This window comes from Halopolyspora algeriensis (assembly GCF_003337235.1).
Classification (GTDB): domain Bacteria; phylum Actinomycetota; class Actinomycetes; order Mycobacteriales; family Pseudonocardiaceae; genus Haloactinomyces; species Haloactinomyces algeriensis.
Genome location: NZ_QPJC01000003.1, coordinates 37,724 through 61,169 on the forward strand (window position 1 = coordinate 37,724; position 23,446 = coordinate 61,169).

At 67.9% G+C, this 23,446-nt stretch carries 28 protein-coding genes, 2 tRNA genes and 1 pseudogene; 9 read left to right on the forward strand and 22 right to left on the reverse strand.

Annotated elements, in window-relative coordinates; translation table 11 throughout:
* Positions 1 to 7: 7 nt before the first annotated feature.
* From DFQ14_RS06575 to DFQ14_RS06600, 6 genes are all read right to left on the reverse strand, one after another.
* Positions 8 to 205, reverse strand: coding sequence for a DUF397 domain-containing protein (locus DFQ14_RS06575; protein WP_114452221.1), 198 nt, complete (start codon positions 203 to 205; stop codon positions 8 to 10).
* Positions 202 to 531 carry a DUF5753 domain-containing protein gene (locus DFQ14_RS06580; protein WP_114452222.1) on the reverse strand — a complete coding sequence of 110 codons (330 nt, stop codon included), beginning with the start codon at positions 529 to 531 and terminating at the stop codon, positions 202 to 204. The genes DFQ14_RS06575 and DFQ14_RS06580 overlap by 4 nt, the downstream gene beginning before the upstream one ends.
* Positions 532 to 584: 53 nt before the next feature.
* Positions 585 to 983, reverse strand: a complete 399-nt coding sequence (locus tag DFQ14_RS06585) for a type II toxin-antitoxin system VapC family toxin (protein WP_114452223.1) — start codon at positions 981 to 983, stop codon at positions 585 to 587.
* The gene (locus tag DFQ14_RS06590) at positions 983 to 1,255 is read right to left on the reverse strand and encodes a type II toxin-antitoxin system Phd/YefM family antitoxin (RefSeq protein ID WP_114452464.1); all 273 of its coding nucleotides are present in this window, start codon (positions 1,253 to 1,255) and stop codon (positions 983 to 985) included. Before DFQ14_RS06590 ends, DFQ14_RS06585 begins: the two co-directional genes overlap by 1 nt.
* Before the next feature lie 108 nt (positions 1,256 to 1,363).
* A complete protein-coding gene (locus DFQ14_RS06595; protein WP_114452221.1) occupies positions 1,364 to 1,561 on the reverse strand; it encodes a DUF397 domain-containing protein in 198 nt (65 codons plus the stop codon).
* Entirely contained in the window at positions 1,558 to 1,959 is a 402-nt protein-coding gene (locus DFQ14_RS06600) for a DUF5753 domain-containing protein (RefSeq protein ID WP_147275565.1), read from the reverse strand. The genes DFQ14_RS06595 and DFQ14_RS06600 overlap by 4 nt, the downstream gene beginning before the upstream one ends.
* Here DFQ14_RS06600 and DFQ14_RS22615 point away from each other — a divergent pair.
* From DFQ14_RS22615 to DFQ14_RS06615, 3 genes and pseudogenes are all read left to right on the forward strand, one after another.
* A pseudogene (locus tag DFQ14_RS22615) lies at positions 1,874 to 2,050 on the forward strand (Imm1 family immunity protein); the annotation flags it as partial. The gene DFQ14_RS06600 and the pseudogene DFQ14_RS22615 sit on opposite strands and share 86 nt — an antisense overlap.
* Before the next feature lie 382 nt (positions 2,051 to 2,432).
* Positions 2,433 to 3,284, forward strand: coding sequence for a formate dehydrogenase accessory sulfurtransferase FdhD (gene fdhD, locus DFQ14_RS06610; protein ID WP_114452225.1), 852 nt, complete (start codon positions 2,433 to 2,435; stop codon positions 3,282 to 3,284).
* Positions 3,285 to 3,356: 72 nt separating this feature from the next.
* The gene (locus DFQ14_RS06615) at positions 3,357 to 4,373 is read left to right on the forward strand and encodes an alpha/beta hydrolase (protein WP_179951511.1); all 1,017 of its coding nucleotides are present in this window, start codon (positions 3,357 to 3,359) and stop codon (positions 4,371 to 4,373) included.
* On the opposite strand, the gene DFQ14_RS06620 is transcribed toward DFQ14_RS06615, so the two are convergent.
* The 7 genes from DFQ14_RS06620 to DFQ14_RS06650 all read right to left on the reverse strand — a co-directional run bounded on the left by DFQ14_RS06620 (position 4,347) and on the right by DFQ14_RS06650 (position 10,456).
* On the reverse strand, positions 4,347 to 4,985 hold the full coding sequence (locus tag DFQ14_RS06620; RefSeq protein ID WP_114452226.1) for an RBBP9/YdeN family alpha/beta hydrolase: 639 nt from the start codon (positions 4,983 to 4,985) through the stop codon (positions 4,347 to 4,349). The two genes, DFQ14_RS06615 and DFQ14_RS06620, sit on opposite strands and share 27 nt — an antisense overlap.
* 145 nt (positions 4,986 to 5,130) lie before the next feature.
* Positions 5,131 to 6,414 (reverse strand): ATP-dependent Clp protease ATP-binding subunit ClpX, encoded by a 1,284-nt coding sequence (clpX, locus tag DFQ14_RS06625; protein ID WP_114452227.1) that lies wholly within the window; start codon positions 6,412 to 6,414, stop codon positions 5,131 to 5,133.
* A gap of 256 nt (positions 6,415 to 6,670) precedes the next feature.
* Entirely contained in the window at positions 6,671 to 7,303 is a 633-nt protein-coding gene (locus tag DFQ14_RS06630) for an ATP-dependent Clp protease proteolytic subunit (RefSeq protein WP_114452228.1), read from the reverse strand.
* Between the two features lie 53 nt (positions 7,304 to 7,356).
* Positions 7,357 to 7,983 carry an ATP-dependent Clp protease proteolytic subunit gene (locus DFQ14_RS06635; protein WP_114452229.1) on the reverse strand — a complete coding sequence of 209 codons (627 nt, stop codon included), beginning with the start codon at positions 7,981 to 7,983 and terminating at the stop codon, positions 7,357 to 7,359.
* A 345-nt stretch (positions 7,984 to 8,328) separates the two neighbouring features.
* A complete protein-coding gene (gene tig, locus DFQ14_RS06640) occupies positions 8,329 to 9,759 on the reverse strand; it encodes a trigger factor (RefSeq protein WP_114452230.1) in 1,431 nt (476 codons plus the stop codon).
* A gap of 214 nt (positions 9,760 to 9,973) precedes the next feature.
* A complete protein-coding gene (locus DFQ14_RS06645) occupies positions 9,974 to 10,171 on the reverse strand; it encodes a hypothetical protein (RefSeq protein WP_114452231.1) in 198 nt (65 codons plus the stop codon).
* Positions 10,172 to 10,382: 211 nt separating this feature from the next.
* Positions 10,383 to 10,456 (reverse strand) — tRNA-Pro (locus DFQ14_RS06650).
* A gap of 141 nt (positions 10,457 to 10,597) precedes the next feature.
* Here DFQ14_RS06650 and DFQ14_RS06655 point away from each other — a divergent pair.
* The 4 genes from DFQ14_RS06655 to DFQ14_RS06670 all read left to right on the forward strand — a co-directional run bounded on the left by DFQ14_RS06655 (position 10,598) and on the right by DFQ14_RS06670 (position 14,090).
* Positions 10,598 to 10,671 (forward strand) — tRNA-Gly (locus DFQ14_RS06655).
* 235 nt (positions 10,672 to 10,906) lie between these two features.
* Positions 10,907 to 12,421, forward strand: a complete 1,515-nt coding sequence (locus DFQ14_RS06660) for a DHA2 family efflux MFS transporter permease subunit (RefSeq protein WP_246195689.1) — start codon at positions 10,907 to 10,909, stop codon at positions 12,419 to 12,421.
* Between the two features lie 133 nt (positions 12,422 to 12,554).
* Positions 12,555 to 13,181 (forward strand): 2'-5' RNA ligase family protein, encoded by a 627-nt coding sequence (locus DFQ14_RS06665; protein WP_114452465.1) that lies wholly within the window; start codon positions 12,555 to 12,557, stop codon positions 13,179 to 13,181.
* Between the two features lie 150 nt (positions 13,182 to 13,331).
* Positions 13,332 to 14,090 carry a hypothetical protein gene (locus tag DFQ14_RS06670; RefSeq protein ID WP_114452233.1) on the forward strand — a complete coding sequence of 253 codons (759 nt, stop codon included), beginning with the start codon at positions 13,332 to 13,334 and terminating at the stop codon, positions 14,088 to 14,090.
* Between the two features lie 27 nt (positions 14,091 to 14,117).
* Here DFQ14_RS06670 and DFQ14_RS06675 read toward each other — a convergent pair whose 3' ends face one another.
* The 3 genes from DFQ14_RS06675 to DFQ14_RS06685 all read right to left on the reverse strand — a co-directional run bounded on the left by DFQ14_RS06675 (position 14,118) and on the right by DFQ14_RS06685 (position 15,894).
* Positions 14,118 to 14,924 (reverse strand): Fpg/Nei family DNA glycosylase, encoded by an 807-nt coding sequence (locus DFQ14_RS06675; protein ID WP_114452234.1) that lies wholly within the window; start codon positions 14,922 to 14,924, stop codon positions 14,118 to 14,120.
* A 127-nt stretch (positions 14,925 to 15,051) separates the two neighbouring features.
* Positions 15,052 to 15,405, reverse strand: a complete 354-nt coding sequence (locus DFQ14_RS06680; RefSeq protein WP_114452235.1) for a hypothetical protein — start codon at positions 15,403 to 15,405, stop codon at positions 15,052 to 15,054.
* 18 nt (positions 15,406 to 15,423) lie between these two features.
* Positions 15,424 to 15,894, reverse strand: a complete 471-nt coding sequence (locus DFQ14_RS06685) for a ribose-5-phosphate isomerase (RefSeq protein WP_114452236.1) — start codon at positions 15,892 to 15,894, stop codon at positions 15,424 to 15,426.
* 124 nt (positions 15,895 to 16,018) lie between these two features.
* On the opposite strand from DFQ14_RS06685, the gene DFQ14_RS06690 reads away from it, so the two are divergent.
* Positions 16,019 to 16,816 carry an MBL fold metallo-hydrolase gene (locus DFQ14_RS06690; protein ID WP_114452237.1) on the forward strand — a complete coding sequence of 266 codons (798 nt, stop codon included), beginning with the start codon at positions 16,019 to 16,021 and terminating at the stop codon, positions 16,814 to 16,816.
* Between the two features lie 71 nt (positions 16,817 to 16,887).
* On the opposite strand, the gene DFQ14_RS06695 is transcribed toward DFQ14_RS06690, so the two are convergent.
* The 3 genes from DFQ14_RS06695 to DFQ14_RS06705 all read right to left on the reverse strand — a co-directional run bounded on the left by DFQ14_RS06695 (position 16,888) and on the right by DFQ14_RS06705 (position 18,231).
* Complete coding sequence (locus DFQ14_RS06695) at positions 16,888 to 17,289, reverse strand: type II toxin-antitoxin system VapC family toxin (RefSeq protein ID WP_114452238.1); 402 nt, start codon at positions 17,287 to 17,289, stop codon at positions 16,888 to 16,890.
* Positions 17,289 to 17,543: a hypothetical protein gene (locus DFQ14_RS06700; RefSeq protein WP_114452239.1), complete on the reverse strand. Its 255-nt coding sequence runs from the start codon at positions 17,541 to 17,543 to the stop codon at positions 17,289 to 17,291. Before DFQ14_RS06700 ends, DFQ14_RS06695 begins: the two co-directional genes overlap by 1 nt.
* 64 nt (positions 17,544 to 17,607) lie before the next feature.
* Positions 17,608 to 18,231: a mycothiol-dependent nitroreductase Rv2466c family protein gene (locus DFQ14_RS06705; protein WP_114452240.1), complete on the reverse strand. Its 624-nt coding sequence runs from the start codon at positions 18,229 to 18,231 to the stop codon at positions 17,608 to 17,610.
* 246 nt (positions 18,232 to 18,477) lie between these two features.
* Here DFQ14_RS06705 and pepN point away from each other — a divergent pair, with 246 nt between their 5' ends.
* Complete coding sequence (gene pepN, locus DFQ14_RS06710; protein WP_114452241.1) at positions 18,478 to 21,060, forward strand: aminopeptidase N; 2,583 nt, start codon at positions 18,478 to 18,480, stop codon at positions 21,058 to 21,060.
* Between the two features lie 185 nt (positions 21,061 to 21,245).
* Here the strand turns inward: pepN and DFQ14_RS06715 are convergent, their stop codons facing one another.
* The 3 genes from DFQ14_RS06715 to DFQ14_RS06725 form a co-directional block, all read right to left on the reverse strand.
* Positions 21,246 to 21,752 carry a DUF5130 family protein gene (locus tag DFQ14_RS06715; protein ID WP_114452242.1) on the reverse strand — a complete coding sequence of 169 codons (507 nt, stop codon included), beginning with the start codon at positions 21,750 to 21,752 and terminating at the stop codon, positions 21,246 to 21,248.
* Positions 21,739 to 21,990, reverse strand: coding sequence for an aa3-type cytochrome oxidase subunit CtaJ (gene ctaJ, locus DFQ14_RS06720; RefSeq protein ID WP_114452466.1), 252 nt, complete (start codon positions 21,988 to 21,990; stop codon positions 21,739 to 21,741). Before ctaJ ends, DFQ14_RS06715 begins: the two co-directional genes overlap by 14 nt.
* Before the next feature lie 637 nt (positions 21,991 to 22,627).
* Positions 22,628 to 23,281 (reverse strand): HNH endonuclease, encoded by a 654-nt coding sequence (locus DFQ14_RS06725; protein WP_179951512.1) that lies wholly within the window; start codon positions 23,279 to 23,281, stop codon positions 22,628 to 22,630.
* Between the last annotated feature and the right edge of the window lie 165 nt (positions 23,282 to 23,446).

The window sequence follows — 23,446 nt, forward strand, 5'->3', positions numbered from 1 at the left end:
TCGCGGCTCAGGCGAAGCGGTCGGCCTTGATGGCGGCCACGAACGCCTGCCACTGCCGGTGATCGGTGGTGAAGTACCCGGCCGCGCGGTCCTTGGTGTCGCGCACGGCGGCACCGCCGGCCACCCGGCCGACCTCGACGCAGGTGCTCGCGTTCTGACTCCGGCTGGACTTGCGCCAGTTCGTGGGATGCTGGTGCGGCGTCATGGGGCTGCCTCCATATCCTTGGCGATCTCGGCGATGAACTCCGAGGACTCTTCGGGGCTCATGGCTGCCCGAAAGACCGTATCGGCGGCCTCCCGATAGCTCTGCACATCCTCCTGCTCGTGCAGGAACAATCCCGATCGGCGACTTTCCAGTTGCACCACGGGCGTCTGCTCGGACTCGATCAGCAGGAACAGGCCCTCCAGCGCGGGATGCCAGCCGCTGGAGAACGGCACCACCCGAAGGTCCACATTGGGCAGCTTGGCCATCTCCCCGAGGTATTCGAGTTGCTCGACCATCACCTCCGGGGCACCGATGACCTGCCGCAATGCGGCCTCCCCCGGTCGCACTTTCGATAACGAAGAGTCACACGGCGGCGCCATCAGTCGCCCGGATGAGCAGTGGCCAACCCGAGGGAGTCCGCTGCGGCCAGTAGTCGCTTGTCGTAGGTGACGAATGCGGTCAGGTGCGCGCCGAAGACGGCCGAAGCAGTAGCCAGATGAACGGCGTCGAGCGACCGCAGGTAGGGGTCCTGGTAAGCACCCGCCGTGGCGCGCACCAGGTCGTCGATCTCGTACAGCGCGACCCTCCGCAGGATCGCGGGTACCGACCCAAGCAGCTCCGGTTCACTACGGCGCAACGCACGCGGCACCTCGACCTCCACCAGCGCCGAGGAGACCAGTGACTGATCACTGCGGTCGTGCAGCCACGTGACCAGTTCCTCGCTGGCGACCTCGGGACGGATGATCTTGATCAGGGCTGCCGTGTCCAGGTAGATCATCAGTAGCGTTCCTCGTCGCGCATCTCGCTGACGAGTTCGCCGCTCTCGTGGTCGGTACGGACGGGTCCTCGCGGCCGGGGCATCGGGTCATCAATGGTGGGCAGGCGAAGCTTGCCGCTCGCCGCCATTTCGGACAGCGGGTTCGCAGCAGCGGGCACCAGCCGGGCCACCACCGCCCCGCGTTCGGTGACCTCGATCTCCTCGCCGCGCTTCACGCGGGCCAGCACACTGGCGGTCTCCTGATTGAGTACACGTACCGGCACTTCGCTCATGAACACAGTGTAGTACGAATACGTCAGACAAGCCATCTGCGCGGCGGTGACCACACAAGAGGGGTTGCCCAACCCCGACAAGGCCGGGCAACCCCGCACCTGCGCGGCTCAGGCGAAGCGGTCGGCCTTGATGGCGGCCACGAACGCCTGCCACTGCCGGTGATCGGTGGTGAAGTACCCGGCCGCGCGGTCCTTGGTGTCGCGCACGGCGGCACCGCCGGCCACCCGGCCGACCTCGACGCAGGTGCTCGCGTTCTGACTCCGGCTGGACTTGCGCCAGTTCGTGGGATGCTGGTGCGGCGTCATGGGGCTGCCTCCATATCCTTGGCGATCTCGGCGATGAACTCCGAGGACTCTTCGGGGCTCATGGCTGCCCGAAAGACCGTATCGGCGGCCTCCCGATAGCTCTGCACATCCTCCTGCTCGTGCAGGAACAATCCCGATCGGCGACTTTCCAGTTGCACCACGGGCGTCTGCTCGGACTCGATCAGCAGGAACAGACCTTCCAGCGCGGGATGCCAGCCGCTGGAGAACGGCACCACCCGAAGGTCCACATTGGGCAGCTTGGCCATCTCCCCGAGGTATTCGAGTTGCTCGACCATCACCTCCGGGGCACCGATGACCTGCCGCAGCGCGAGCCACCGATGGTCCCCGCCAACGGCACGAACTCCGAGCCGGTCGACTACTGGCTCGGCGGCCTGCACCACACCCCGGCCACACACCGAGATCCCCGTCGAACAAGCTCTCGCGGCCGTGGACGAGTTCAAGCGCACCGGACAGCGCCCCACCTGCATCAACTGGCGTCCGAAGGCGCCGGCGACGCAGCAGACGGGTGACCAACCGGACCGACCACCATTCGAGGAGTGGGTCCAGAATGATCAGTGTCTTTATCGAGCGGGTAGTGGATCGAGTGGTTGCGACGACCACGGAAGAGGCCGAGGAGGTTGTCCGGACGCTGCTTTCCGGACCGGAGACCCACCAGACCGGCGTGGTCGTCGACCCCGACCACGGTCGAACGAGCAGGCACACTGGAGATACCGCGAGCCGGGTGACCCGCTTGCGTCGCGGGACGAGGTTGTGTCTCCCGACGAGAAGGATCACGGTATACCCAAATCACGGTATACACAGCGTGGGTGGAACAGCACAAGAGTCCATCCGACCAGACGAGGAGGACCGGATGGGACGGATCACCGTACGGCGCCCGGTACTGCGGATCACCTCCGAGGGCACCCGGCAGCGGCCGGACACCCTCGCCGCCGAGGAACCGCTGGAAATCCGCGTCGATTCTCACCCCCTCAGCGTCACCATGCGCACCCCCGGCAACGATGTGGAACTCGCGCACGGATTCCTGCTCACCGAGAGCGTGATCACCACCGACGCCGACGTGCGCGCCGCGCGCTACTGCGACAGCCCCGGCCCGGACGGGCGCAACACCTACAACGTGCTGGACGTGCACCTCGCCCCGGGCGTCACCCCGCCCGACGCCTCGGTGGAACGCAACTTCTACACCACCTCCTCCTGCGGGGTGTGCGGCAAGGCGGCCCTGGACGCAGTGCGTCTGCGCACCCAGCACCCCCCGGCGGACGACCCGCTCACCATCACCCCCGAGCGGCTGACCGAACTGCCCGACCGGCTCCGCGACGCGCAGCGGGTGTTCGACTCCACCGGCGGGCTCCACGCCGCGGGCCTGTTCGACGCAGGCGGTGAACTGCTCGCCCTGCGCGAGGACGTGGGCAGACACAACGCCGTGGACAAGGTGCTCGGTCGGGCCCTGCTGGACGGGCGTGTGCCGCTGTCCGAATGCGTGCTGATGGTTTCCGGCCGGGCCTCGTTCGAACTCGTCCAGAAAGCCGCCATGGCCGGGGTCCCCATGCTCACCGCCGTGTCGGCCCCCTCGTCCCTGGCCGTGGAACTGGCCGAGGAACAGGGCATGACCCTCGTCGGATTCCTGCGCGGATCGACGATGAACGTCTACACCGGAGCCGAGCGGGTGCGACTCGCCGAAGCCGAGACCCCTGCCCGCCACTGAGAGTTCCGCACCCGGCACACTCACACCCGGCACCGTGCGCGCGGCACGGCAGGCACGGGCGAGGAAGGCGGTATGGAGCACGACGGGCACTCCCGGACGAGCACGGTGACCAGGCGCACGGCACTCGCCGGCGGGGTGGCGGCAATGCTCGGGATCGGCGCATACCGCTGGAACAGGTCCGAGGAGCAGAGCCCGGCCGCGCCGCAGCCGACCACCCCGGAGATCACCTCCCCTGCTCCCACAGCACCGGAGGTGCCCCCCACCGTCACGATCGAGCGGGTGTACTCGCAGGCCCGCCGCCGGGAGGTGGAACTGGTCACGGTGGAACCCGAAGACGCCGGCCGCAGCGGCCTGCCCACCTGCCTCATGCTGCACGGGCGCTGGGCCGGTGCCCGCGAAGCCATCGGCGGACTGCCGGAATGGCTGTCGCCCGCGGTCGCCGCCGGAACCGTCCCCGCGTTCACGTTCGTGGCCGTGGACGGCGGTGAGCACAGCTACTGGCACGAGCACCCCGACGACGACCCGATGGGAATGCTGCTCCACGAGCTGCCCCACTGGCTGGCCGAACGGGGCATGGGCGGCCTCGACGGCCTACCGTTTGCGGCTGCGGGCCTGTCCATGGGCGGGTTCGGAACCCTGCTCTACGCGCGCCGCCGCCACGAGCACGGCATCCCGCTGCGGGTGGCCGCCGTGGTCTCCCCCGCCCTCATGACCACGTGGGAGGAGGCACGCGAGCGCGACGCCTTCGCCGACGAGGCCGAGTGGGCCGCGCTGGACCCCATCCGGCACACCGACCTGCTCGGCGGCACGCCGCTGGGTGTGTGGTCCGGCACCGAGGACAGCTTCATCGAAGGCACCCGCCGTTTCATCCGTCGAGCCGATCCCGAGCTGGTGTCACTGACCCCCGGCGAGCACAACCACGACTACTTCGGTCCCGCCACACTGCAGGCCGTCGAATTCATCGGCACGCGGCGCCCTGACACACTCCCGGAAACGGTTCCCGTGGGCACGGCCTTCCCGACGGAGATCCCCGCGAGGTCGGGGCAAGTGCAGTACAGCCGCTCACACCAGCCGGAGCCGGTCGGGTGAGTACGCCGCCGTGTGCGCCTCCGAGTCGAAGCGGTCCTCCAGCGGCGTGGTTCCGTACAACGCCCAGCGCAACACCGAAGGCCACGGCCCGTAACCGGCCTCGGTGTTGAGATGCTCCCCGTCCGGGATGACGTCGAGCTCCACCTGCAGGGAATCGGCCAGCGAGTGCGCGCTGTGCACCGGCAGATACGGATCTCCGGTACCCGCGACGATCCGGGTCAACCCGGCCGCGCGCCGCAGCGACCGCGCGTCGAGCGGGTAGGGCAGCAAACCTCGCACATCCGGATGGCACCACTCCGAAGCGGGAGGAGAGACCAGGAGCACTCGGTCGGCACGGCGCCCTCGCGCCTCGATGGTCGCGGCATGATGCAGCCACAGCGCTGCCCCGCAGGAATGCGCAGCGACGACGAGTTCCGCGTGCGCGGGAACGGCGTGCAGCCGCCGGCGAAGCGCCGGAAGCCATTCCCCGAGCCGCGGATGATCAGGGTCGCCCAAGGTGGGCAACTCCACCCGGACGTCGTGGTCCGGCAATTGCCCGGCAAGCCACTGCTGCCAATGCCAGGGGCCCGACCCCCCGAAGCCGTGCACCAGCAGAACGTGCATCTCACTCATGGCGCCGCTCCCCGAAGTCGGTGGTCATGGCTGTCTACCGTGCCACCTGTGATCATCTCTCGAGGACGGCGCATGGGCGAGCATCCCCACGCCACTCGAACGACTGATACGTCACCGAGGTCACCGCCGGCGGCAGCACACCCTCTTACGCCGACTTCTCCTGGCGCTCGTGGCGACTGCTCTGCCGCGCCACGATCGTCGGGTTCACGTTCTCCCGCACGGTCTGCTCGGTAATGACGACCTTGGCGACGTCCGAACGGCTCGGGATGTCGTACATCACCGGCAGCAGGACCTCCTCCAGGATCGCGCGCAGACCCCGGGCGCCCGTCCCGCGGGCGATCGCCAGGTCGGCGATCCCCTCCAGTGCCGAGTGCGTGAACTCCAGCTCGACACCGTCCAGCTCGAACAGGCGGGTGTACTGCTTGATCAAGGCGTTGCGGGGTTCGGTGAGGATCCGCACCAGCGCCTGCTTGTCCAGGTTCGTCACGCTGGCCACCGTGGGCAGCCGTCCGATGAACTCCGGAATCAGGCCGTACTTGATGAGATCCTCGGGCAGCACGTCGGCGAAGTAATCGGCCGAATCCACCTCGGCTTTGGACCGCAGGTCCGCACCGAAGCCGACACTGTGCTTGCCCACCCGGTCCTCGACGATGTTCTCCAGGCCACCGAACGCGCCCGCCACGATGAACAGCACGTTGGTGGTGTCGATCTGGATGAACTCCTGGTGGGGATGCTTGCGCCCACCCTGCGGAGGAACGCTGGCGCTGGTGCCCTCCAGGATCTTCAACAGCGCCTGCTGCACGCCCTCACCGGAGACGTCCCTGGTGATGGACGGGTTCTCGCTCTTGCGAGCGATCTTGTCGACCTCGTCGATGTAGATGATGCCGGTCTCGGCGCGCTTGACGTCGTAATCGGCGGCCTGGATCAACTTCAACAGGATGTTCTCGACGTCCTCGCCGACATAGCCGGCCTCGGTCAGCGCCGTGGCGTCGGCGATGGCGAACGGGACGTTGAGCATCTTCGCCAGCGTCTGGGCGAGGTAGGTCTTGCCGCAGCCGGTGGGTCCGAGCATCAGGATGTTGGACTTGGCCAGCTCCACGCTCTCGTCGCGCCCGGAGTGCTGCTGCTGTTCACCGGCCTGGATGCGCTTGTAGTGGTTGTAGACCGCCACCGAGAGGTTGCGCTTGGCGCCGTCCTGGCCGATGACGTACTGGTCGAGAAAGTCGTGGATCTCGCCCGGCTTGGGCAGCTCGTCGAGCTTGGCGTCGCCCGTCTCGGCGAGTTCCTCCTCGATGATCTCGTTGCACAGATCGATGCACTCATCGCAGATGTACACGCCGGGGCCGGCGATGAGTTTTTTCACCTGCTTCTGGCTCTTCCCGCAGAAGGAGCACTTCAGCAGGTCGCCGCCGTCACCGATACGCGCCATGCCGATGACCTGTCCCCTCCGGTACACCGTTCTTCTGGCGTACCTCGCCGTCTCTGCCTTCGACGGTACCTTGCATCCCCCGCTTCGGGGAGATTCCGGAGTTCCCGCTGATCGAAAAGCCCCGAGACCGAGCTCGAACCAGCCGGGGAAACCGGTTGCCGGACCCGGCACCCCGAGACCGACCGTCCCCGTTCAGCTTGCCCCACGCAACGCCGGACGCGGCGGCAGCACCGCCGCGTTCGGCGTGTCGGCGAGGTCAGGACTTCTGCGTCGAGAGCTTGCGATACGGCATGATCTCGTCGACGATGCCGTACTCCTGGGCCTGCTCAGCGGTCAGGATCTTGTCCCGCTCGATGTCCTCGCGGACCTGCTGCGCGGTCCTGCCGGTGTGCGCGGCCAGCGTGCTTTCCATCAGCTTTCGCATGCGCTCGATCTCGTTGGCCTGGATCTCCAGGTCCGAGACCTGACCGTAGATACCCTCGGTGGCCGGCTGGTGGATCAGGGCGCGCGCGTTCGGCAACGCCATCCGCTTGCCCTTCGTTCCCGCGGCCAGCAGCACGGCAGCGGCCGAGGCCGCCTGCCCGAGGCAGACCGTGCGGATATCGGGCCGCACGTACTGCATGGTGTCGTAGATCGCCATCAGCGCGGTGAAGGACCCGCCCGGAGAGTTGATGTACATCTGGATCTCGCGGTCCGGATCGTCGGACTCCAGATACAGCAACTGGGCCATGATGTCGTTGGCCGAGGCGTCGTCGACCTGCACACCGAGGAAGACGATGCGTTCCTCGAACAGCTTGTTGTACGGGTTCGACTCCTTGACCCCGTAGGCCGTGCGCTCGACGAAGGACGGCAGGATGTACCTGGCCTGGGGAGGCTGGAATGAGCTCACGTCAGTGACTCCTCGTGACTGTGATGACCGGCAGGGCTCGCGGATGGACGCGCTCAGGTGTTCGGCATGTTGGCGCGGTTGGCAATGTGGTCCACGAAGCCGTACTCGAGAGCCTCGTCGGCGGTGAACCAGCGGTCCCGATCGGAATCCGCGATGATCTTCTCGACGGTCTGACCGGTCTGCTCGGCGATCAGCTCGGCCATCTCGCGCTTGTGCCGGGAGAACACGTCCGCCTGGATAGCGATGTCGGAGGCGGTGCCACCGAGGCCTGCCGAGGGCTGGTGCATCAGGACCCGCGAGTGCGGCAGCACGAAACGTTTGCCCCGAGCGCCCGCCGAGAGCAGGAACTGCCCCATCGAGGCGGCCATCCCCATCGCCACGGTCGCCACGTCCGGCTTGATGAGCTGCATGGTGTCGTAGATGGCCATGCCCGCGGTGACCGACCCGCCGGGGGAGTTGATGTAGAGCGAGATGTCGCGTTCCGGGTCTTCGGCGGCCAACAGGACCAGCTGGGAGCAGATCTGGTTGGCGATGGTGTCCTCGACCTGGGAGCCGAGCACGATGATGCGCTCGCGAAGCAGCCGCTCGTAGACCGAGTCGTTGAGCGAGAGTCCATTGCTCGTGCTCCGCATCTGCGGCGCCTGTGCGTCGGACGCCGGAACCGTCTGGTGCTGCGTCACGTCTCCCTGCCTTCTTCCACAATGGACCCGGCCGTCACGCCGGCCGGGTCGCGCTGAAGTTTGTCCTTACCGGGCTGCCGGTATGTCGGTGATCCGTTACAACAGACCCTAACGAACGTGGGCGGTACCAGCTTCCCGATACCGCCCACGTTCGCTCTCAGCGTGTTTTTCACCTTGAAGGGTCCGCGGATTGGTTTGCGTAGCGGTGCGGGTGAACGACCGCACACAGCCGACCGGCCGACCCCAATCCGCACGGTCACTCGATCCAGTGGTCTGCGAACGGGTGGTCACCCGACACGGGTCGACCACCCGAACGGCAAACTCCGGGGCGCAGCCGCCGGAGAGTCACTCCGAGGAGTCCGCCGAACGGGACTTCTCCTCGGATTCGGCTTCGACGACCTCGGGCTGCTCAGCGGACTCGCCGCCTTCCGCGTCGCCCTCCTCGGCATCCTCTTCCTGAGTGCCGAACAGCTCGTCCATGTCCAGAGCATTGCCCTCGGGGTCGGTCACCGTGGCCTGGCGCACCACCGAGAACAGGGCCTTGCTCCGGCGGATGTCGGCGTAGATGGCACCCAGCTGGTTGTTCTGCTGAAGCTGCTGGACGTACTGATCCGGGCTGATGCCGGACTGCTGCGCCTGGTAGATGATCCGCTCGGTGAGCTCGTTGTCCGAGACCGAGGTCTCCTCGGCATCGGCGATCGTGTCCAGCACGAGCTGGGTCTTGACCGCCTCCTCGGCCTGCTGGCGAGTCTCGGAGTCGAACTCCTCACGGGTCTTGCCCTGCTGCTGCAGCGACTCGTTGAAGCGCTCCTCGTCGTGATCGAAGGGATGCACGGCATCGTGCTCGCGCACCTCGACCTCGGACTGCACGACGGACTCGGGCAACGGGACCTCGGTGTTCTCCAGCAGGGCCTCCAGGATCTTGTCCCTGGCCTGCATCCCCTGCTGCATCCGCTTGACCCGGCCGAGTCTCTCACGCAGGTCGGCGAGCAGCTCGTCCACCGTGTCGAACTCGCTGGCCATCTGGGCGAACTCGTCGTCGACCTCCGGCAGCTGCCGTTCCTTGACCGAGTTGAGCGTCACCGTGACATCGGCTTCCCGACCGGCGTAATCACCCGCCACCAGAGTGGTGGTGAAGTTCCTGGTCTCGCCTTCGCTCGCGCCGGTCAACGCCTCGTCGATGCCCTCGATGAGCTGGCCGGAACCGATCTCGTACGACAGGCCGTTGGTCCGGGCGTCGGGGACTTCCTCGCCGTCGACGGTGGCCGACAGGTCGATGCTGGTGAAATCGCCGTGCGCGGCGGGGCGGTCGACGCCGGCCAGCGTGCCGAAGCGGGCGCGCAGCTCGTCGAGCTGCTCCTGCACCTCTTCCTCGGTGACCTCGACGTCGTCCACGCTCACGGACAGCTCCCCGTAGGCGGGCACGGTCAGCTCGGGCCGGACGTCGACCTCGGCGGTGAACTCGATCTGCTCACCGTCGGCGATGTTGGTGACCTCGAGCTCCGGACGGCCGAGAGTGCGCACCTCGTTGCTGTTGACGGCCTCCATGTACTTCGACGGGACCGCCTCGTTGACAACCTCGTCGAGCACGGGGGCGCGGCCGATACGGCTCTCCAGCACCCGTGACGGTACTTTCCCGGGACGGAAACCCGGGATCCGGACCTGCTTGGCCAGTTCCTTGTACGCGCGGTCGAAGTTCGGCTTGAGCTCGTCGAACGGCACCTCGACGTTGATCCGTACGCGCGTCGGGCTCAGGTGCTCGACGGTGCTCTTCACGTGGTCTCCTAGTGCGAACGTGCTTGGTAACCCCGGCGGTGCCGGTGGGAGTCCGGGGCAGATCCGCCGGGGCTCCGTCGACGCCGGGCTGACCTCTGAGTCTATTGTGCAAGTTCCGAGTGCTCGGTTCCGGGTTCCTCATGCGGGCGCGCGACACTCCGCGGACCGGCACGGTCTCCGGACCTGCCCCGACACCGCGGGAGCCGCCCGGGCTCTACCGGGAGGTGTCGAGACGGGTCGGGGTGATGGCCGGAGCGATGTCCCGTCCCGGACCGGTGAGGGCCGGCCCCTCCACGAGGGCCGAAACGGCGATCAGGAACACCGCGGCGATCCCCAGCAGTGCGAGCACCGTCACGGCCGGGGCACGCGGAGGCGTCGCGGGAGCGGAAGCCCTCTTCGTCGAGGTGGACACGTTCCCTTCATCGCCGGAGCCCTCCCCTGTCGTTATCGCGCGTCAGCGATCGACATCCACGGAGCCCGACCACACCGCAACGGCGGCCGAGGAATGACCACCGGCGTCTCGGGCGTCCCCCGGCACGAGGAGCGGGTCGTCGGAGACGCGGAGTTTCCGGCAAGGAGGAGAAAGCCGGTCACCGTCCTGACACCGGTGACCGGCTCGCAAGTCGGGGTGGCGGGATTTGAACCCACGGCCCCTCGCACCCAAAGCGAGTGCGCTACCAAACTGCGCCACACCCCGTCGTGAACCCGTACATCCGGGTCCGTTGCGAGTACCCTATCGCGACGGGTTAGGCTGTGGCATGCGTGGTCGGCATGGGCCGTACGCCAGGGGTCCTGAGTCAGGACTCGTGCGGTATGGTTTCATGTGGCACCAACACACGCGGGTGTAGCTCAATGGTAGAGCCCCAGCCTTCCAAGCTGGTCACGCGGGTTCGATTCCCGTCACCCGCTCCAGAAGCGAGCATGGCCTCGCAAGGAAAGCGGCCGCCCGAACGGGCGGCCGCTTTCCTCTGTGATCGGTGTCGCAGAGTCACGAACCGACTTGGTCCCCATCCCCGAGCGGGCGCATGCTGGAAAGTCCGTGCGTCCCTCGGAGACTCCTGCCGTGTTCGTCCGGCACCCTCGACGCACCTGGCCACGATCGCCTGCCGCGGCAGGCACCACTCGAAAGCGGACGGAGAGTGCGGGTTTGCGACGGCTCGAAGGCATGTTGCCGGAGTACAAGTGGCTGGTCGGCATCACCTTCGTGCTCGGTCTCATCATGCAGATCCTGGACATGACCATCCTCAACGTCGCGCTGGCCACGCTGGGAGACGAATTCGGGGTCGAGGCGGGGACTCTGCAGTGGGTCCTGACCGGGTACATGATCAGCCTCGCCGTGTTCATCCCCTCCTCCGGTTGGATCGCCGACCGGTTCGGCAGCAAGCGGACCTTCCAGCTCGCCGTGATCATCTTCACGCTCGCCTCGGTGCTGTGCGGCCTGTCGAACAGCATCGGGATGCTCATCGCGACACGAGTGCTGCAGGGTGTCGGTGGCGGGATGCTCGTCCCCGTCGGCCAGGCCATGCTCTTTCGCGCGTTCCCGGCCCGGGAACGCGCGAAGGCCTCGGCCATCCTGGCCATTCCGATCACCATCGCTCCCATGCTCGGCCCGCTCGTGGGTGGTGTCCTGGTCCAGGCCGCAAGTTGGCGGTGGATCTTCTTCATCAACGTGCCGGTGGGCGCGCTGGCCCTGCTGTTCACGATCCTGTTCCTCAGGGAGGAGCACGGTGAGCGCCCCGGCCGGTTCGATCTGCCGGGTTTCCTGCTCGCCGGAACCGGTCTGGCCACGCTGCTGTTCGGTCTCGACGAGGCCGCCCGGATCGGGTGGTCGACGCCGCAGGTGTGGGCGATTCTGGGCATCGCCGCACTGCTCGTCGCCGGACTCGTCCGGCGGGAACTCGGCGTCGCCGAACCGATGCTGAACCTGCGCCTGCTCGGCAACAGACTGTTCGGCACCGGCAATGCTCTTCTGCTGTGCCAGACCGTGGCGATGTTCAGCGTGCTGTTCCTGCTGCCGCTGTACCTGCAGAACCTTCGCGGCATCTCACCCATGCTCGCCGGTGCGGTGCTGATGCCCCAGGCGGTGAGCATGCTGCTGGTGACCCAGATCGTCTCCCGGGTGTACGGGCGGATCGGCCCGAAACGGCTGATCGCAGCGGGTTTCCTGCTGCTGAGCAGCATCGGTCCGGCCATGCAACTGCTCAGCCCGAGTGTGCCGCTGTGGTTCGTCATCGCCGTTCTGCTCGTGCAGGGCGTGGCCATGGGACTGCTGATGACTCCCCTGCAGACCGCCACGTTCGCCCAGACCTCCCCCGCCTCGATGGGGCATGCGACCTCCATGTTCAACGTCAGCAGGCAGGTGGCCACCGCACTCGGCACGGCGATCGTCGCCAGCGTGCTGGTCATGCTCACCAACGCCGCGACGGCCGCCGCGGACCCGGCCGTGTCCGCCCAGTTCGTCCAGGCCCGGATGCAGGCATTCCGGGGAGCGTTCCTGGTCAGCACGGCATTCGCCCTGCTCGGATTGCTGCTGACCGCGTGGGTGCGCGATTCGGATGCGGCCGCGACCCTCGACCGGCATCGTGGTGATTCGGCAGCGAGCACGGCCGAGGAAACCGGCCGGGGGCGAACAGCGTCACAGGGTGGTGGCGCACACACGTGACAGCACGGGCCCGGCCTTGCGCGCTCGGATGGTGGGGTGTGCTCGCGGCGCCCGACATGCCCGGGCACCATTTCCACGGGCCCGATCCACCGAGCAGGCAAGATTCGACGGGACGATCCGAAAGGTGGCCGAGATGCCGCACGCCGAACAGGTCCGCAACCACGCACGCTGGCGCCCGGGGTGGTCTGCCGGGCGCACCGGTTACGCCTGGCTGCTCCCACTCGGCGACCATCCCGAGCTCCGGGAACTGGCCAACCAGTACCAGTACGCGCTCCGTGACCTGCCGGGCTTCGACCCGGTGCCGCTGGAATGGATGCACATCCTGCTGCAGGAGGTCGGATTCACCGACGAGGTGCCCGTCGAGCGCACCGATGCGCTGCTCGAGGCCGGGCGTGCCCGGTTGTCCGGCGCCTCCCCGCTGGAGCTGACATTCCACGACGGGGTCGTGCTGCCCGAGTCGCTGGCTCTGCCCGCCGCGCCGCAGGCCGTCCTGACCGGGTTGCGCTCGAGCCTGCGCGAGGCGAGTGCGGACGTGGTCACGGAAGCGGCACTACCACCGGAGCCCGAGGAAACCGACCAGCACGTCAGCCTGGCCCACCCCACGGCCGACGGTCCGGCCGCCTTCGCCGCGGCCACGCTGTCGGCCACCGTCGTCGAGCCCGTCACGGTCCGGGTTCCGTCCGTGTTCCTGGTCGAACTCACCCGCGACCACTTCTCCAACGAGTGGAAGACCCTCGACCGGATCGAGCTCGGGAACTGATCCGGGCCGACGCGGACCTCACCGGGAGCACCACCGCTCCCGGAAATGCCCTGCCTGCACGAGTCCCGCTCCGGCCACGGACGGGTACTGTCGAAAGCGTCGGAGTTGCGGCCCGGCCGCATCGGGCCGCTCCCTAGCGCGGGAGGGATCATGGGCACCGCAATTGCCCTCGTCGTGATCGTCGTGCTCCTCATCGGCGGCGCGGTGTGGTGGTTCAACTACCGCGCCGTGACACAGCAAAAGCAACTCGACGACGCCAAGGCCGAGGCACGCCGCTGGGTGGAGCGGCTCGGCGGGCAGGTCCTGAACCTGGTGGGCACCAACGAGGCCGCCAAGCAGGCTCTGGCCGATGCCGCGGAGCGGCACACCGCGGCCGGTTCGCAGATGGAGCAGGCCGACAGCGTGGAAAAGTGCCGCTTGACCACCCAGACCGCACTGGAAGGGCTGTACTACGTCCGCGCCGCCCGCACCGCGATGGACATGGATCCCGGCCCGGAACTGCCCGATCTGGCCGGCATGCAGGGCGCGGGCAAGGTCACCGAGTACCGCGAGGTCGATGTCGAGGGGCGGCACCAGGTCGCCTCACCCCACCCCACCGACGAGACCCCGCACTACTACCCCGGCGGCAGGGTCGCAGGCCGGCCGGTGCCGCAGGGCTGGTACAGCGAACCCTGGTGGAAGCCCGCACTCGTGGCGGGTGCCTGGGGCTTCGGTTCGTTCATGCTGATGGGCGCCCTGTTCAGCGGTATGGCCGGTGTTCCCGCCGCAGCCGCGGCCCCCGAGGACTTCCCCGAGGGCGACGCCGGTGACATGGGCGGCGATGGCGGCGACATGGGCGGTGACGGTGGCGACATGGGTGACATGGGCGGCGGTTTCGACATGGGCGGTTTCGACTTCGGCGGTTTCTGACCGACCGGCGCCGGCGGGATGCCGGCGCTACCCCTGGCAGGAGGGGCACCAGTAGAGCTTGCGACCGGCCAGCTCGTCCGTCAGCACGGGCGCGGCGCACACCAGGCACGGTTGCCCGGCACGGCGGTAGACGTAGACCTCGCCGCCGTGCCGGTCCTGCCGGGGAGCCCGCCCTGTCACCTCCGGTTCGTGCTGCGGCCGCACGGTGTCGATACGTCCGCTGTGCACCCCCTGGTTCATCAGCTCGACGAGATCACTCCAGACGAGTTGCCAGCGCTCCCGGCCCAGTTCCCGTCCGGGTGTGTGCGGCGCAACCCCCTGCCGGAACAGCACTTCGGCCCGGTACACATTGCCGGCACCGGCGAGCACCTTCTGGTCCATCAGCAGCGCGGCGATACTCGTCCGCGAGCGTGAGAGGCGCTGCCAGGCCCGCTCGGGATCGGCGTCCGCGCGCAGCGGATCGGGTCCCAGCTTGGACAGCAACGCCGCGACCTCGTCGTCGGTGATCAGCTCGCAGGCGTTCGGTCCGCGCAGATCCGTTCCGTGCGTCGCTCCGACGATCCGCATGCGTACCTTGCCGCGTGGTTCCTCCAGCGGAACCGGGGACTCGGTGAACGTCCCGTACAGCCCGAGATGGACGTGCACGACGCGGTCGGGCCCGAAACTGTGCAGCAGGTGCTTGCCGTGGGCGTCGACCCGTTCGAGAACGGACCCGTCGATCAGGGACGCACCGGCGGTGAACCGCCCCTGCGGGCTGCACACCCGGACCTGGCTGCCCGCGTATCGCCGGTGATGCAGCCGGGCGAGCCGGTGCAGCGTGTGACCCTCGGGCATCGTGGGCGAAACCGTTCCCTTCCCGTGTGCGTTCCGGTGCTTGCGGGTTCCGGCACTTCCGGCGGCGAATCGGGGCGGAGCGCCTGCCTGTGGCGGCTGCCCGCGGCAAGCGCCGGGGTGGTGGTGACTACACCGCGATCCAGACGAGCGCCGAGGCCACGAGATAGCCCAGCAGGCTCCACAGGCACACGAACGCGCCGCGGCGGGCAGCCGCCCGGGTATCGGTGTCGCGGCGATGCACCATCCCCAGCACGGTGCCCGCGATCATCGAAGCGCACAGTGCCAGGAAGCCGCCGGCGATCAGCAGTACTCCGATGCCGAGAACGCAGTCCGGCGCGCCGCACGGGGCACCGTAGCCACCGGCCACAGCGGGAGCGAACTCGACTTGGGCGAAGAAGAGCGCGGCGGTCCCGGCCAGCGTTCCACCGAAGGCCAGCAGGGGCGTCAGCAGCCAGGCGGCCGGGACTCGTGGCTCGGGCATCGGACTCGGGTGCCGAGCTCAGGTTCCGGGCAGCGCCGGCGGCGTACCGGTCCTCTCGTAGTCGGCGAGCTGGTCGATCCGGCGCTGGTGCCTGCCGCCCTCGAACTCGGTCGCCAGGAACACGTCGACGATCTCCTCGACTTCGGCGACGGTGTGCATCCGCGCACCGATCCCCGCCACCAGCGCATTGTTGTGCTGCCGCGACAACTTCGCGGTGTCCACGCTCCAGGCCAGGGCGGCGCGGGCACCGGACACCTTGTTCGCCGCGATCTGCTCGCCGTTGCCCGAACCGCCGAACACCAGGCCGAGGCTGCCCTCGTCGGCCACGGTGCGCCGGGCGGCCTCGATGCAGAACGGCGGGTAATCGTCCTCGGCGTCGTAGACGCTGGGGCCGACATCGGTGACCTCGTGGCCGAGATCGGTCAGCCGCTTGGCGAAGTGGTTTTTGAGTTCGAATCCGGCATGGTCGGAACCTAGGTAGACGCGCACGCCGATAAGTCTGTCAAACGCCGTACGGGCCGCGCACACCCTGGTTAGGCTCGGCGGCTCCGCGGTTGTGCGAGGGCGTTTTCCGGGCGGATTCCGGACCGGGACGAAAGGGAGGGTGGCCGTCATGAGCCGGTGGACCGAGCTCGCCGACGGAGTGCTGGTGCGACGGTATGCGGAGCTGGACCTCTCGGTCGGCCTGGTCCTCGGCAGCGAGCAGGCCCTGGTGATCGACACGCGCGGCGACACCGCCCAGGGTGCCGAGCTCGCCGGAGCCGCCCGGCAAGTGACCTCGCTGCCGTGGCAGGTGGTACTCACCCACGCCCACTTCGACCACTGCTTCGGCACGGCCGCGTTCCTGCCCGCACCGGTCCGGGCGCACGCGCGGTGCGCGGCGCACCTGCGGCAGACCGCCGCCGCCCAGCGCGCGGAGTGGGCCGCGCACTACCGCGCGGAAGGCCACCACGAGACCGCCCGGGCGCTCGCGGCGACCGAACCCGTCCTTCCCGGCCACGAGGTGCACGCCGAAGCCGCACTCGACCTCGGCGACCGCACCGTACGTCTGGTCCACCCCGGGAGCGGGCACACCGATCACGACCTGGTGGTGCACGTGCCGGACGCGGCGGTGGTCTTCGCCGGGGACCTCGTCGAACACGGTGCCCCGCCCGCCTTCGAGGACTCCCACCCGCTCGAATGGTCCTCCAGCGTGGACGCGCTGCTGCGGCTGCAACCGTCGACGGTGGTACCGGGACACGGCGATCCGGTGGACCGCGAGTTCGTCCGGGGGCAGCGCGACGAGCTCGCTTCGCTGGCGAAGCTGTGCCGGGCCGTCGCCGCCGGCTCACTCACCGAGACCGAAGCGCTGCGCCACTCGCCCTATCCCGCCGAAACCACCCGGACAGCACTCGGGCGAGCCATCGACTGACCTCACCGCGCCCCTCGGTCTCGCCGCTGCCCACCGATGTCCGCATCATCGGGACACGGCGGCCACAGCGGCTACTCCCCTTTGACGAGACGGACTTCGCAGCGAATTCCCCGCGCACGGGACAATCGTCGGTCCCGCGTCACCAGCGGGCATTCCATCGCTTCCGCCGCAGCCACGTACGTCGCATCGTAGGCGGTGGCATTGCCCCGCAACTGCCAGACACGAGTGATGAGCTGCCCCGATTCCACCAGTTCGACAGCCAGCTCCCCCAGCGCGAGGACGGCTTCGTCAGCTCGTTCACGAGTGATCTTTCGGCCGAGGAGCCGCCCACGAACGACGGACAGGATCTCGACAGTGAGGTGTGACGGGGCGGCCCACCGATCGTCGGCAGCGAGTTCGTCCCGACACTGCCGCCCCGCTGGACCATCGTCGAGGAGCGCGTCGGCGAGAACGGACGCATCCACGACGAGCACTAGCAGCCATCCAGATGGCGATCGTGCGCCGTGCGCAGCTCATCGAGCTCATCCGCTGTTTCGCCGCTCGAAACCCGGCTGCCATCGGAACGGCCGCCGAACCGGTTCAGTACCGCCACATTGCCCGAACGACGAGCTTCGTCCTCGACCAGAGAAAGCAGGAAGCTCTGAAGCGACTGCCCCCGGCCACGCGCTCGCTCGATCAGAGTGTCCCGCACTTCCGGGGGCACGTCGCGTATCTGCAATGCCACCATACATGCATTCTACATGCATCCTGGAAGGATCATGCCCGGCGAATCGCCCACCCGAGGGCCCGTTTCAGTCGAACTGCGGCGCCTCGGTGCGGGAGCGCTTGAGCTCGAAGAAGTACGGGTACTCGGCCATCATCCGCGCGCCGTCGAAGAGCTTGCCCGCTTCCTCGCCGCGCGGGATCCGCGTGGTGATCGGCCCGAAGAAGGCCACCCCGTCGACGTGGATGGTCGGGGTGCCGACCTCGTCGCCGACCGGATCCATTCCGGCGTGGTGGCTGGCCCGCAGCTCCTCGTCGTAATCCTCGCTGCTCGCGGCCTTGGCCAGCGATTCGGGCAGCCCGACCTCGGCCAGCGACTCGGCGATGACCTGGTCGAAGTCCCGATTGCCCGCGTTGTGAATCCGCGTGCCCATCGCCGTGTACAGCGGCGCGAGCACCTCGTCACCGTGGTGCTCGGCGGCGGCGATCGCCACCCGTACCGGCTTCCACGCCGCGGTCATCAGTTCCCGGTACTCCTCGGGCATGTCCCGGCCCTCGTTGAGCACGGACAGGCTCATCACCCGAAAGTGCAGGTCGATATCGCGGACCTGCTGCACCTCCAGGATCCAGCGCGACGAGACCCAGGCGAACGGGCAAACGGGGTCGAAGTAGAAATCGACCCTCGGGCGGGTCGTCTGGTCGGTAGCGGTCATCTCGGAACTCTCCCTCGACATCGCCGGTCGGATGCGGCTGGTACGGAAACTGGGCGCCCTTCCCGGTACAACCCGCGAACCGGTCCGTGTCTTCCCGATCATGCCGACACACCGATCGACTGCACCGCCCGGGCGCGCACACGGGTGGAGACGTGATTGGATGCCTGCATCCCCCAATCGAACGCGACATTCCCGAACCGAACGCGCCGAAGAACCGGCAACGATCGACGATCAACGAGGTGATCCGTGGCCCCGCCGAATCTCACCCGCCAGCAGGCCGAACAGCGCGCCGAACTGCTCACCGTGCAGTCGTACGTGATCGAACTGGATCTCTCCGGCGGCGGGAACGGACAGGAAGTGGAGACCTTCGGCTCCACCACCAGGGTGCAGTTCCGCAGCGAACGCGCGGGGGCCACCACCTGGATCGACCTGATGGCCGCACGCGTGCACAGCGCCGTGCTCAACGGCGTCGAGCTGGACGTGTCCGACTACGAGGAGTCCCGAGGTCTGACACTGCCGGACCTGGCCGCCGACAACGAACTCGTCGTGCACGCCGACTGCGAGTACACCAACACCGGCGAGGGCCTGCACCGGTTCGTCGATCCCGTCGACGGCGGCGTCTACCTGTACAGCCAGTTCGAGACGGCCGATGCCAAGCGGATGTTCACCTGCTTCGATCAGCCCGATCTCAAGGCCACCTACCGGATCACGGTGACCGCGCCCGCCGAGTGGAAGGTCGTCTCCAACGCCCGTGCCGAGGTCACCACCGACGAGGGAGGTACCCGGCGGCACGAGTTCGCGACGACGCCGCCCATGTCGACCTACCTGGTCGCCCTGGTCGCCGGCCCCTACGCGGAATGGCATGACGTGTTCACCGGCCAGAACGGGCAGGACGAGATCCCCCTGGGCCTGTACTGCCGCGCATCCCTGGCCGAACACCTCGACGCCGAACGCGTGTTCGCCGAAACCAAGCAGGGATTCGGCTTCTACCAGGAAGCCTTCGGTGTGCCGTACCCGTTCGGCAAGTACGACCAGTGCTTCGTTCCCGAGTTCAACGCGGGTGCCATGGAAAACGCGGGGTGCGTGACCTTCCGCGAGGACTTCGTCTTCCGCTCGCGGGTCACGAGCTACCTCTACGAGCAGCGCGCCGAGGTCGTGCTGCACGAAATGGCGCACATGTGGTTCGGCGATCTGGTCACGATGCGCTGGTGGGACGACCTGTGGCTCAACGAGTCCTTCGCCACCTGGGCGAGCGTGCTGGCGCAGGTCTCGGCGACGCAGTACACGCACGGCTGGACCACCTTCGCCAACGTCGAGAAGTCCTGGGCGTACCGGCAGGACCAGCTTCCGTCCACTCATCCGGTGGCCGCCGACATCGAGGACCTGCAGGCGGTCGAGGTCAACTTCGACGGCATCACCTACGCCAAGGGCGCCTCGGTGCTCAAGCAGCTCGTCGCCTACGTCGGGCTGGAGAACTTCCTGGCCGGCCTCAAGGTGTACTTCGACCGCCATGCGTGGGGCAACGCCACGCTGAACGATTTGCTGACCGCGCTGGAACAGGCGTCCGGACGGGACCTGTCGTGGTGGAGCGCGCAGTGGCTGGAAACCAGTGGCATGAACATGCTGCGGCCGAAACCCGCCACCGACTCCGAAGGCCGGTTCACCGAATTCACCATCGTGCAGAGCCCGGCCCGCCCCGGTGGCGGCGAGTTCCGCACCCACCGGCTGGCCATCGGCGTGTACGACGACGATCCGGCCACGGGCAAGCTGGTACGGACCCATCGCGTCGAGCTCGACGTCACCGGCGAGCACACCGAGGTCCCCGACCTGGTGGGGGTGCACGCGGGCAAGCTGGTGCTGGTCAACGACGACGACCTCACCTACTGCACGCTGCGGCTGGACCCGGATTCGCTGGCGACGCTGATCAACCGCATCGGCGACATCGAGCAGTCACTGCCGCGCGCGCTGTGCTGGTCCACGGCATGGGAGATGACCCGCGAGGCCGAGCTGAAGGCCCGCGACTTCGTGAACCTGGTGCTGGGCCGCGACGTGCACAGCGGCATCGGTGCGGAAACCGAGATCGGCGTGGTCCAGCGGCTGCTGCTGCAGACCCAGACCGCACTCTCCTCCTACGCCGACACGGCGTGGCGCCAGGAGGGCTGGCAGCGCTACACCAGCCGTGTCCTGGAACTCGCGCGCGCTGCCGCCCCCGGTTCGGACCACCAGCTCGCACTCGTCAACGCGCTGACCGGTTCCGTGCTCGACGAGGCGACGGTCACGGTGCTGCGGGGCTGGCTGGACGGCTCCGTCCCGCTGGAGGGCCTGGTCGTCGACACCGACCTGCGCTGGCGGCTCCTGGAGGCGCTGGTGGCGCACGGCGCGGCCGCCGAGTCCGAGATCGATCGGGAACTGGCTCAGGATCCGACCGCGACCGGGCAGCGCCGCGCGGAGCGCGCACGGGCACTGATTCCGACCCCGGAAGCGAAGGAGAAGGCCTGGCAGCGGGCCGTCCACGACGACGAGCTGCCCAACGCGGTGAACGAAGCCATCATCTCCGGGTTCCAGCATCCCGCCCAGCAGAGCCTGCTCATGGGTTACGTACAGCGCTACTTCGACGAGATCGACGAGGTGTGGCAGCGCCGGTCCAGTGAACGTGCCCAGCCGACCGTGATCGGGCTGTTCCCCTCCTGGGCGGTCGAGCAGGAAACGGTGGAAGCCGCCGACGCGTGGCTGGCCGACGAACATCCGGCAGCGCTGCGACGGCTGGTTTCCGAGGGGCGGGCCGGCATCGTCCGTGCACTGGCCGCACGGGAATTCGATCGCTCCTGACGCGGCGGGGTTGTGGCACGTGAGCGGCTTTCCGAGGGAAATCGACGCTCACGTGCCACACCCGCATGGCCACTGCCCGTAAGCTGAAAGATCATCCGGGATCCGGCGAGCACGTACGAGAGGTACCGGCCCTTTCGGAACGTCGGCCTGCTCTGGAAGCTGCCCCAGCAAGCCACGAGCACTGCTCAGTGGTGGCCGGACTCACCGCCGGGTCGGGTACCTGCGGCGTCCGAGAGCATCCGCAGCCCGCTGAGGAGACCCTCGATCAGGTTGCCCTCCTTGAACGAGGCCACCATGCTCATCACAGCCAGGTTGCAGCTCCGGTCCGAGACCCGGCGGTACGCCTCTTCCCCGGTGACGATCTCGAGCGTGCGCTGGCCCGGTGACACCGCGATCAACACGCCCACACCGGCCCGGCCACCCAGGTTCGTGTGGAGCTGTTCGGCACGCTCCCGCGTCTGCTCTCCCAGATCACCGAGGTAGATGGCGAACTCCAGGCCGGTCGTGCGGCTGGACAGCGTGAGCGCCTCGTCCACGCGGGCGAGCTGGGCCGGGCTGAAGGGCAGTTTCGGACGATCGGGGTCGATTCGGCGAGCGATCGACAACCGGCCCGTGGCCATGACAGCCTCACCGGCCTCCAATTCCTCCGAGCGCCCCTCGCCGGACGTTTCGGCGACCTCACCAGTTGCCACGTGCGCCTCCCCGAGCGGTGCTGAGCTGTGCGTCCGACGTGGTGCCCTCGTCCGCCGGCGGGCTGGTCGTGCTCACGCCCTCGGGGTCGGCCACCCAGAACACGGGATCGAAGTCCCACTCCTGGCCTGCGCGGTAGCGGTTACGTGCGAGCCTCGGCCACAGCACGAGGAGTGTGACCAGGCCATAAATGGCCGCAGGGGTCACCACCAAGACGAGCAGGATCTCCACGACAGTCACACCGTGCACGGTATCCGATCGAGTTGCTCGGTCGGTCACGACCCGGGAGACAGCACAGCCGGCGTGCCGATTGTCGAAGCGCTGCTCGGCAACGCGCTCCGCCCCGTGTCAGCCACCCGATGCCCCTCCACCGTGAGTGACAAAGCCTCGCCATCCGACTCGCTGAACTACTCCACGTTACTAGTGTCCGTGATGCACATCACCTAAAATAATCCCTCCAGGTGAGCCATCCCTCAGCAGAATCCCCCAGAAGAATGCTACCGACAGTCAACTTGGCGGATTGCTCCGGAAAGACTTCGACCCTAGTTTTTCACCTGTATGGATCTTGCGTATTCGACCAAAACATTTCAACCACGGTCCACGGAGACCGGAGGTGCACCATGACGATCCCCGAAACGGCTGAACGAGACCGTGAAGCCACTCGTCCGGACTTGCACACGTTCGCCCGACAGGGTGTGCGTATCAGCAACCATCGTTCCCAACGCCCCCTCGACAGCAAGCGACGGGGAGTGCGCATCAGCAGTCACACAGCCGGCCCTCGCCCCGGCACACCGGCTTCGGTCCGCGGAGGGCAGGCCGACAGCCCGGGGCGGCGACCCGGCAATCCCCTGCACCTCGTCGCCACCTCCCGGGCGGTTCAGGCGACTGCTTCGCCCAGGTAAGGCAGCCACAGCGGGTCGGCCTCGTGCACACCCGTGATGAGCCGCCAGTTCCTGCCGCGCGGAGCGCGCGGTGTTTCGGCCAATCGCCACCCCAGCTCGCGCAAGGTACGGTCGGCCTTACGACGGTTGCATTTGACGCAACACGCCACGCAGTTCTCCCACGAGTGGGCACCTCCCCGGCTGCGGGGCACGACGTGATCGATCGTCTCGGCACGCATACCGCAATAGACACACCGATGGCTGTCACGCTGCATCAACGCCGAGCGGCTCAGTGGTACGCGACCCCGATAGGGCACCTGCACGAAAGTGCTCAACCGGATCACCGAGGGGACCTCGACACTGCTCGTGGCCGAGCGCAGCGTCAATCCCGCCGAATCACCGTGCACGATCTCGGCCTTGCCGCACACGACCAGCACGATGGCCCTGCGCAGTGGGAGCGCGGTGAGCGGCTCGAAGGTCGTATTGAGCAGGAGAACGCGCCGTTTGCGCCAGGCCACCCCGTGTGCGGATGCCTGCTCCGGGGCTGTCGCCCTGCTCGCGGATCCGTTTCCCCGGCCCTGCGGGCACCATGAGGCGCGCGGCGCCGACCCCACGGTAGCGCCGGGCGGAGTCGGTTTTCGGTCGGGCACTCGACCACCTCCACCGGTTACCGGGCAATAGTCGAACACAAAACCCGCCCGGAACGCACGTGTGATCCGCATCGCATCGGTCGAAACGATCAAAAATCCTTCGAACGAATATCGAATACGCGGCAAACGGCATCCGAACACGTGCCCGAATCCCACGATGCTCCT

Coding starts and splice junctions, on each gene's coding strand:
- DFQ14_RS06575 (WP_114452221.1), bottom strand. CDS start 205: ATGACGCCGCACCAGCATCCCACGAACTGGCGCAAGTCCAGCCGGAGT.
- DFQ14_RS06585 (WP_114452223.1), bottom strand. CDS start 983: ATGATCTACCTGGACACGGCAGCCCTGATCAAGATCATCCGTCCCGAG.
- DFQ14_RS06590 (WP_114452464.1), bottom strand. CDS start 1,255: ATGAGCGAAGTGCCGGTACGTGTACTCAATCAGGAGACCGCCAGTGTG.
- DFQ14_RS06595 (WP_114452221.1), bottom strand. CDS start 1,561: ATGACGCCGCACCAGCATCCCACGAACTGGCGCAAGTCCAGCCGGAGT.
- fdhD (WP_114452225.1), top strand. CDS start 2,433: ATGGGACGGATCACCGTACGGCGCCCGGTACTGCGGATCACCTCCGAG.
- DFQ14_RS06615 (WP_179951511.1), top strand. CDS start 3,357: ATGGAGCACGACGGGCACTCCCGGACGAGCACGGTGACCAGGCGCACG.
- DFQ14_RS06620 (WP_114452226.1), bottom strand. CDS start 4,985: ATGAGTGAGATGCACGTTCTGCTGGTGCACGGCTTCGGGGGGTCGGGC.
- clpX (WP_114452227.1), bottom strand. CDS start 6,414: ATGGCGCGTATCGGTGACGGCGGCGACCTGCTGAAGTGCTCCTTCTGC.
- DFQ14_RS06665 (WP_114452465.1), top strand. CDS start 12,555: ATGCCGCACGCCGAACAGGTCCGCAACCACGCACGCTGGCGCCCGGGG.
- DFQ14_RS06670 (WP_114452233.1), top strand. CDS start 13,332: ATGGGCACCGCAATTGCCCTCGTCGTGATCGTCGTGCTCCTCATCGGC.
- DFQ14_RS06675 (WP_114452234.1), bottom strand. CDS start 14,924: ATGCCCGAGGGTCACACGCTGCACCGGCTCGCCCGGCTGCATCACCGG.
- DFQ14_RS06680 (WP_114452235.1), bottom strand. CDS start 15,405: ATGCCCGAGCCACGAGTCCCGGCCGCCTGGCTGCTGACGCCCCTGCTG.
- DFQ14_RS06690 (WP_114452237.1), top strand. CDS start 16,019: ATGAGCCGGTGGACCGAGCTCGCCGACGGAGTGCTGGTGCGACGGTAT.
- DFQ14_RS06700 (WP_114452239.1), bottom strand. CDS start 17,543: ATGGTGGCATTGCAGATACGCGACGTGCCCCCGGAAGTGCGGGACACT.
- DFQ14_RS06705 (WP_114452240.1), bottom strand. CDS start 18,231: ATGACCGCTACCGACCAGACGACCCGCCCGAGGGTCGATTTCTACTTC.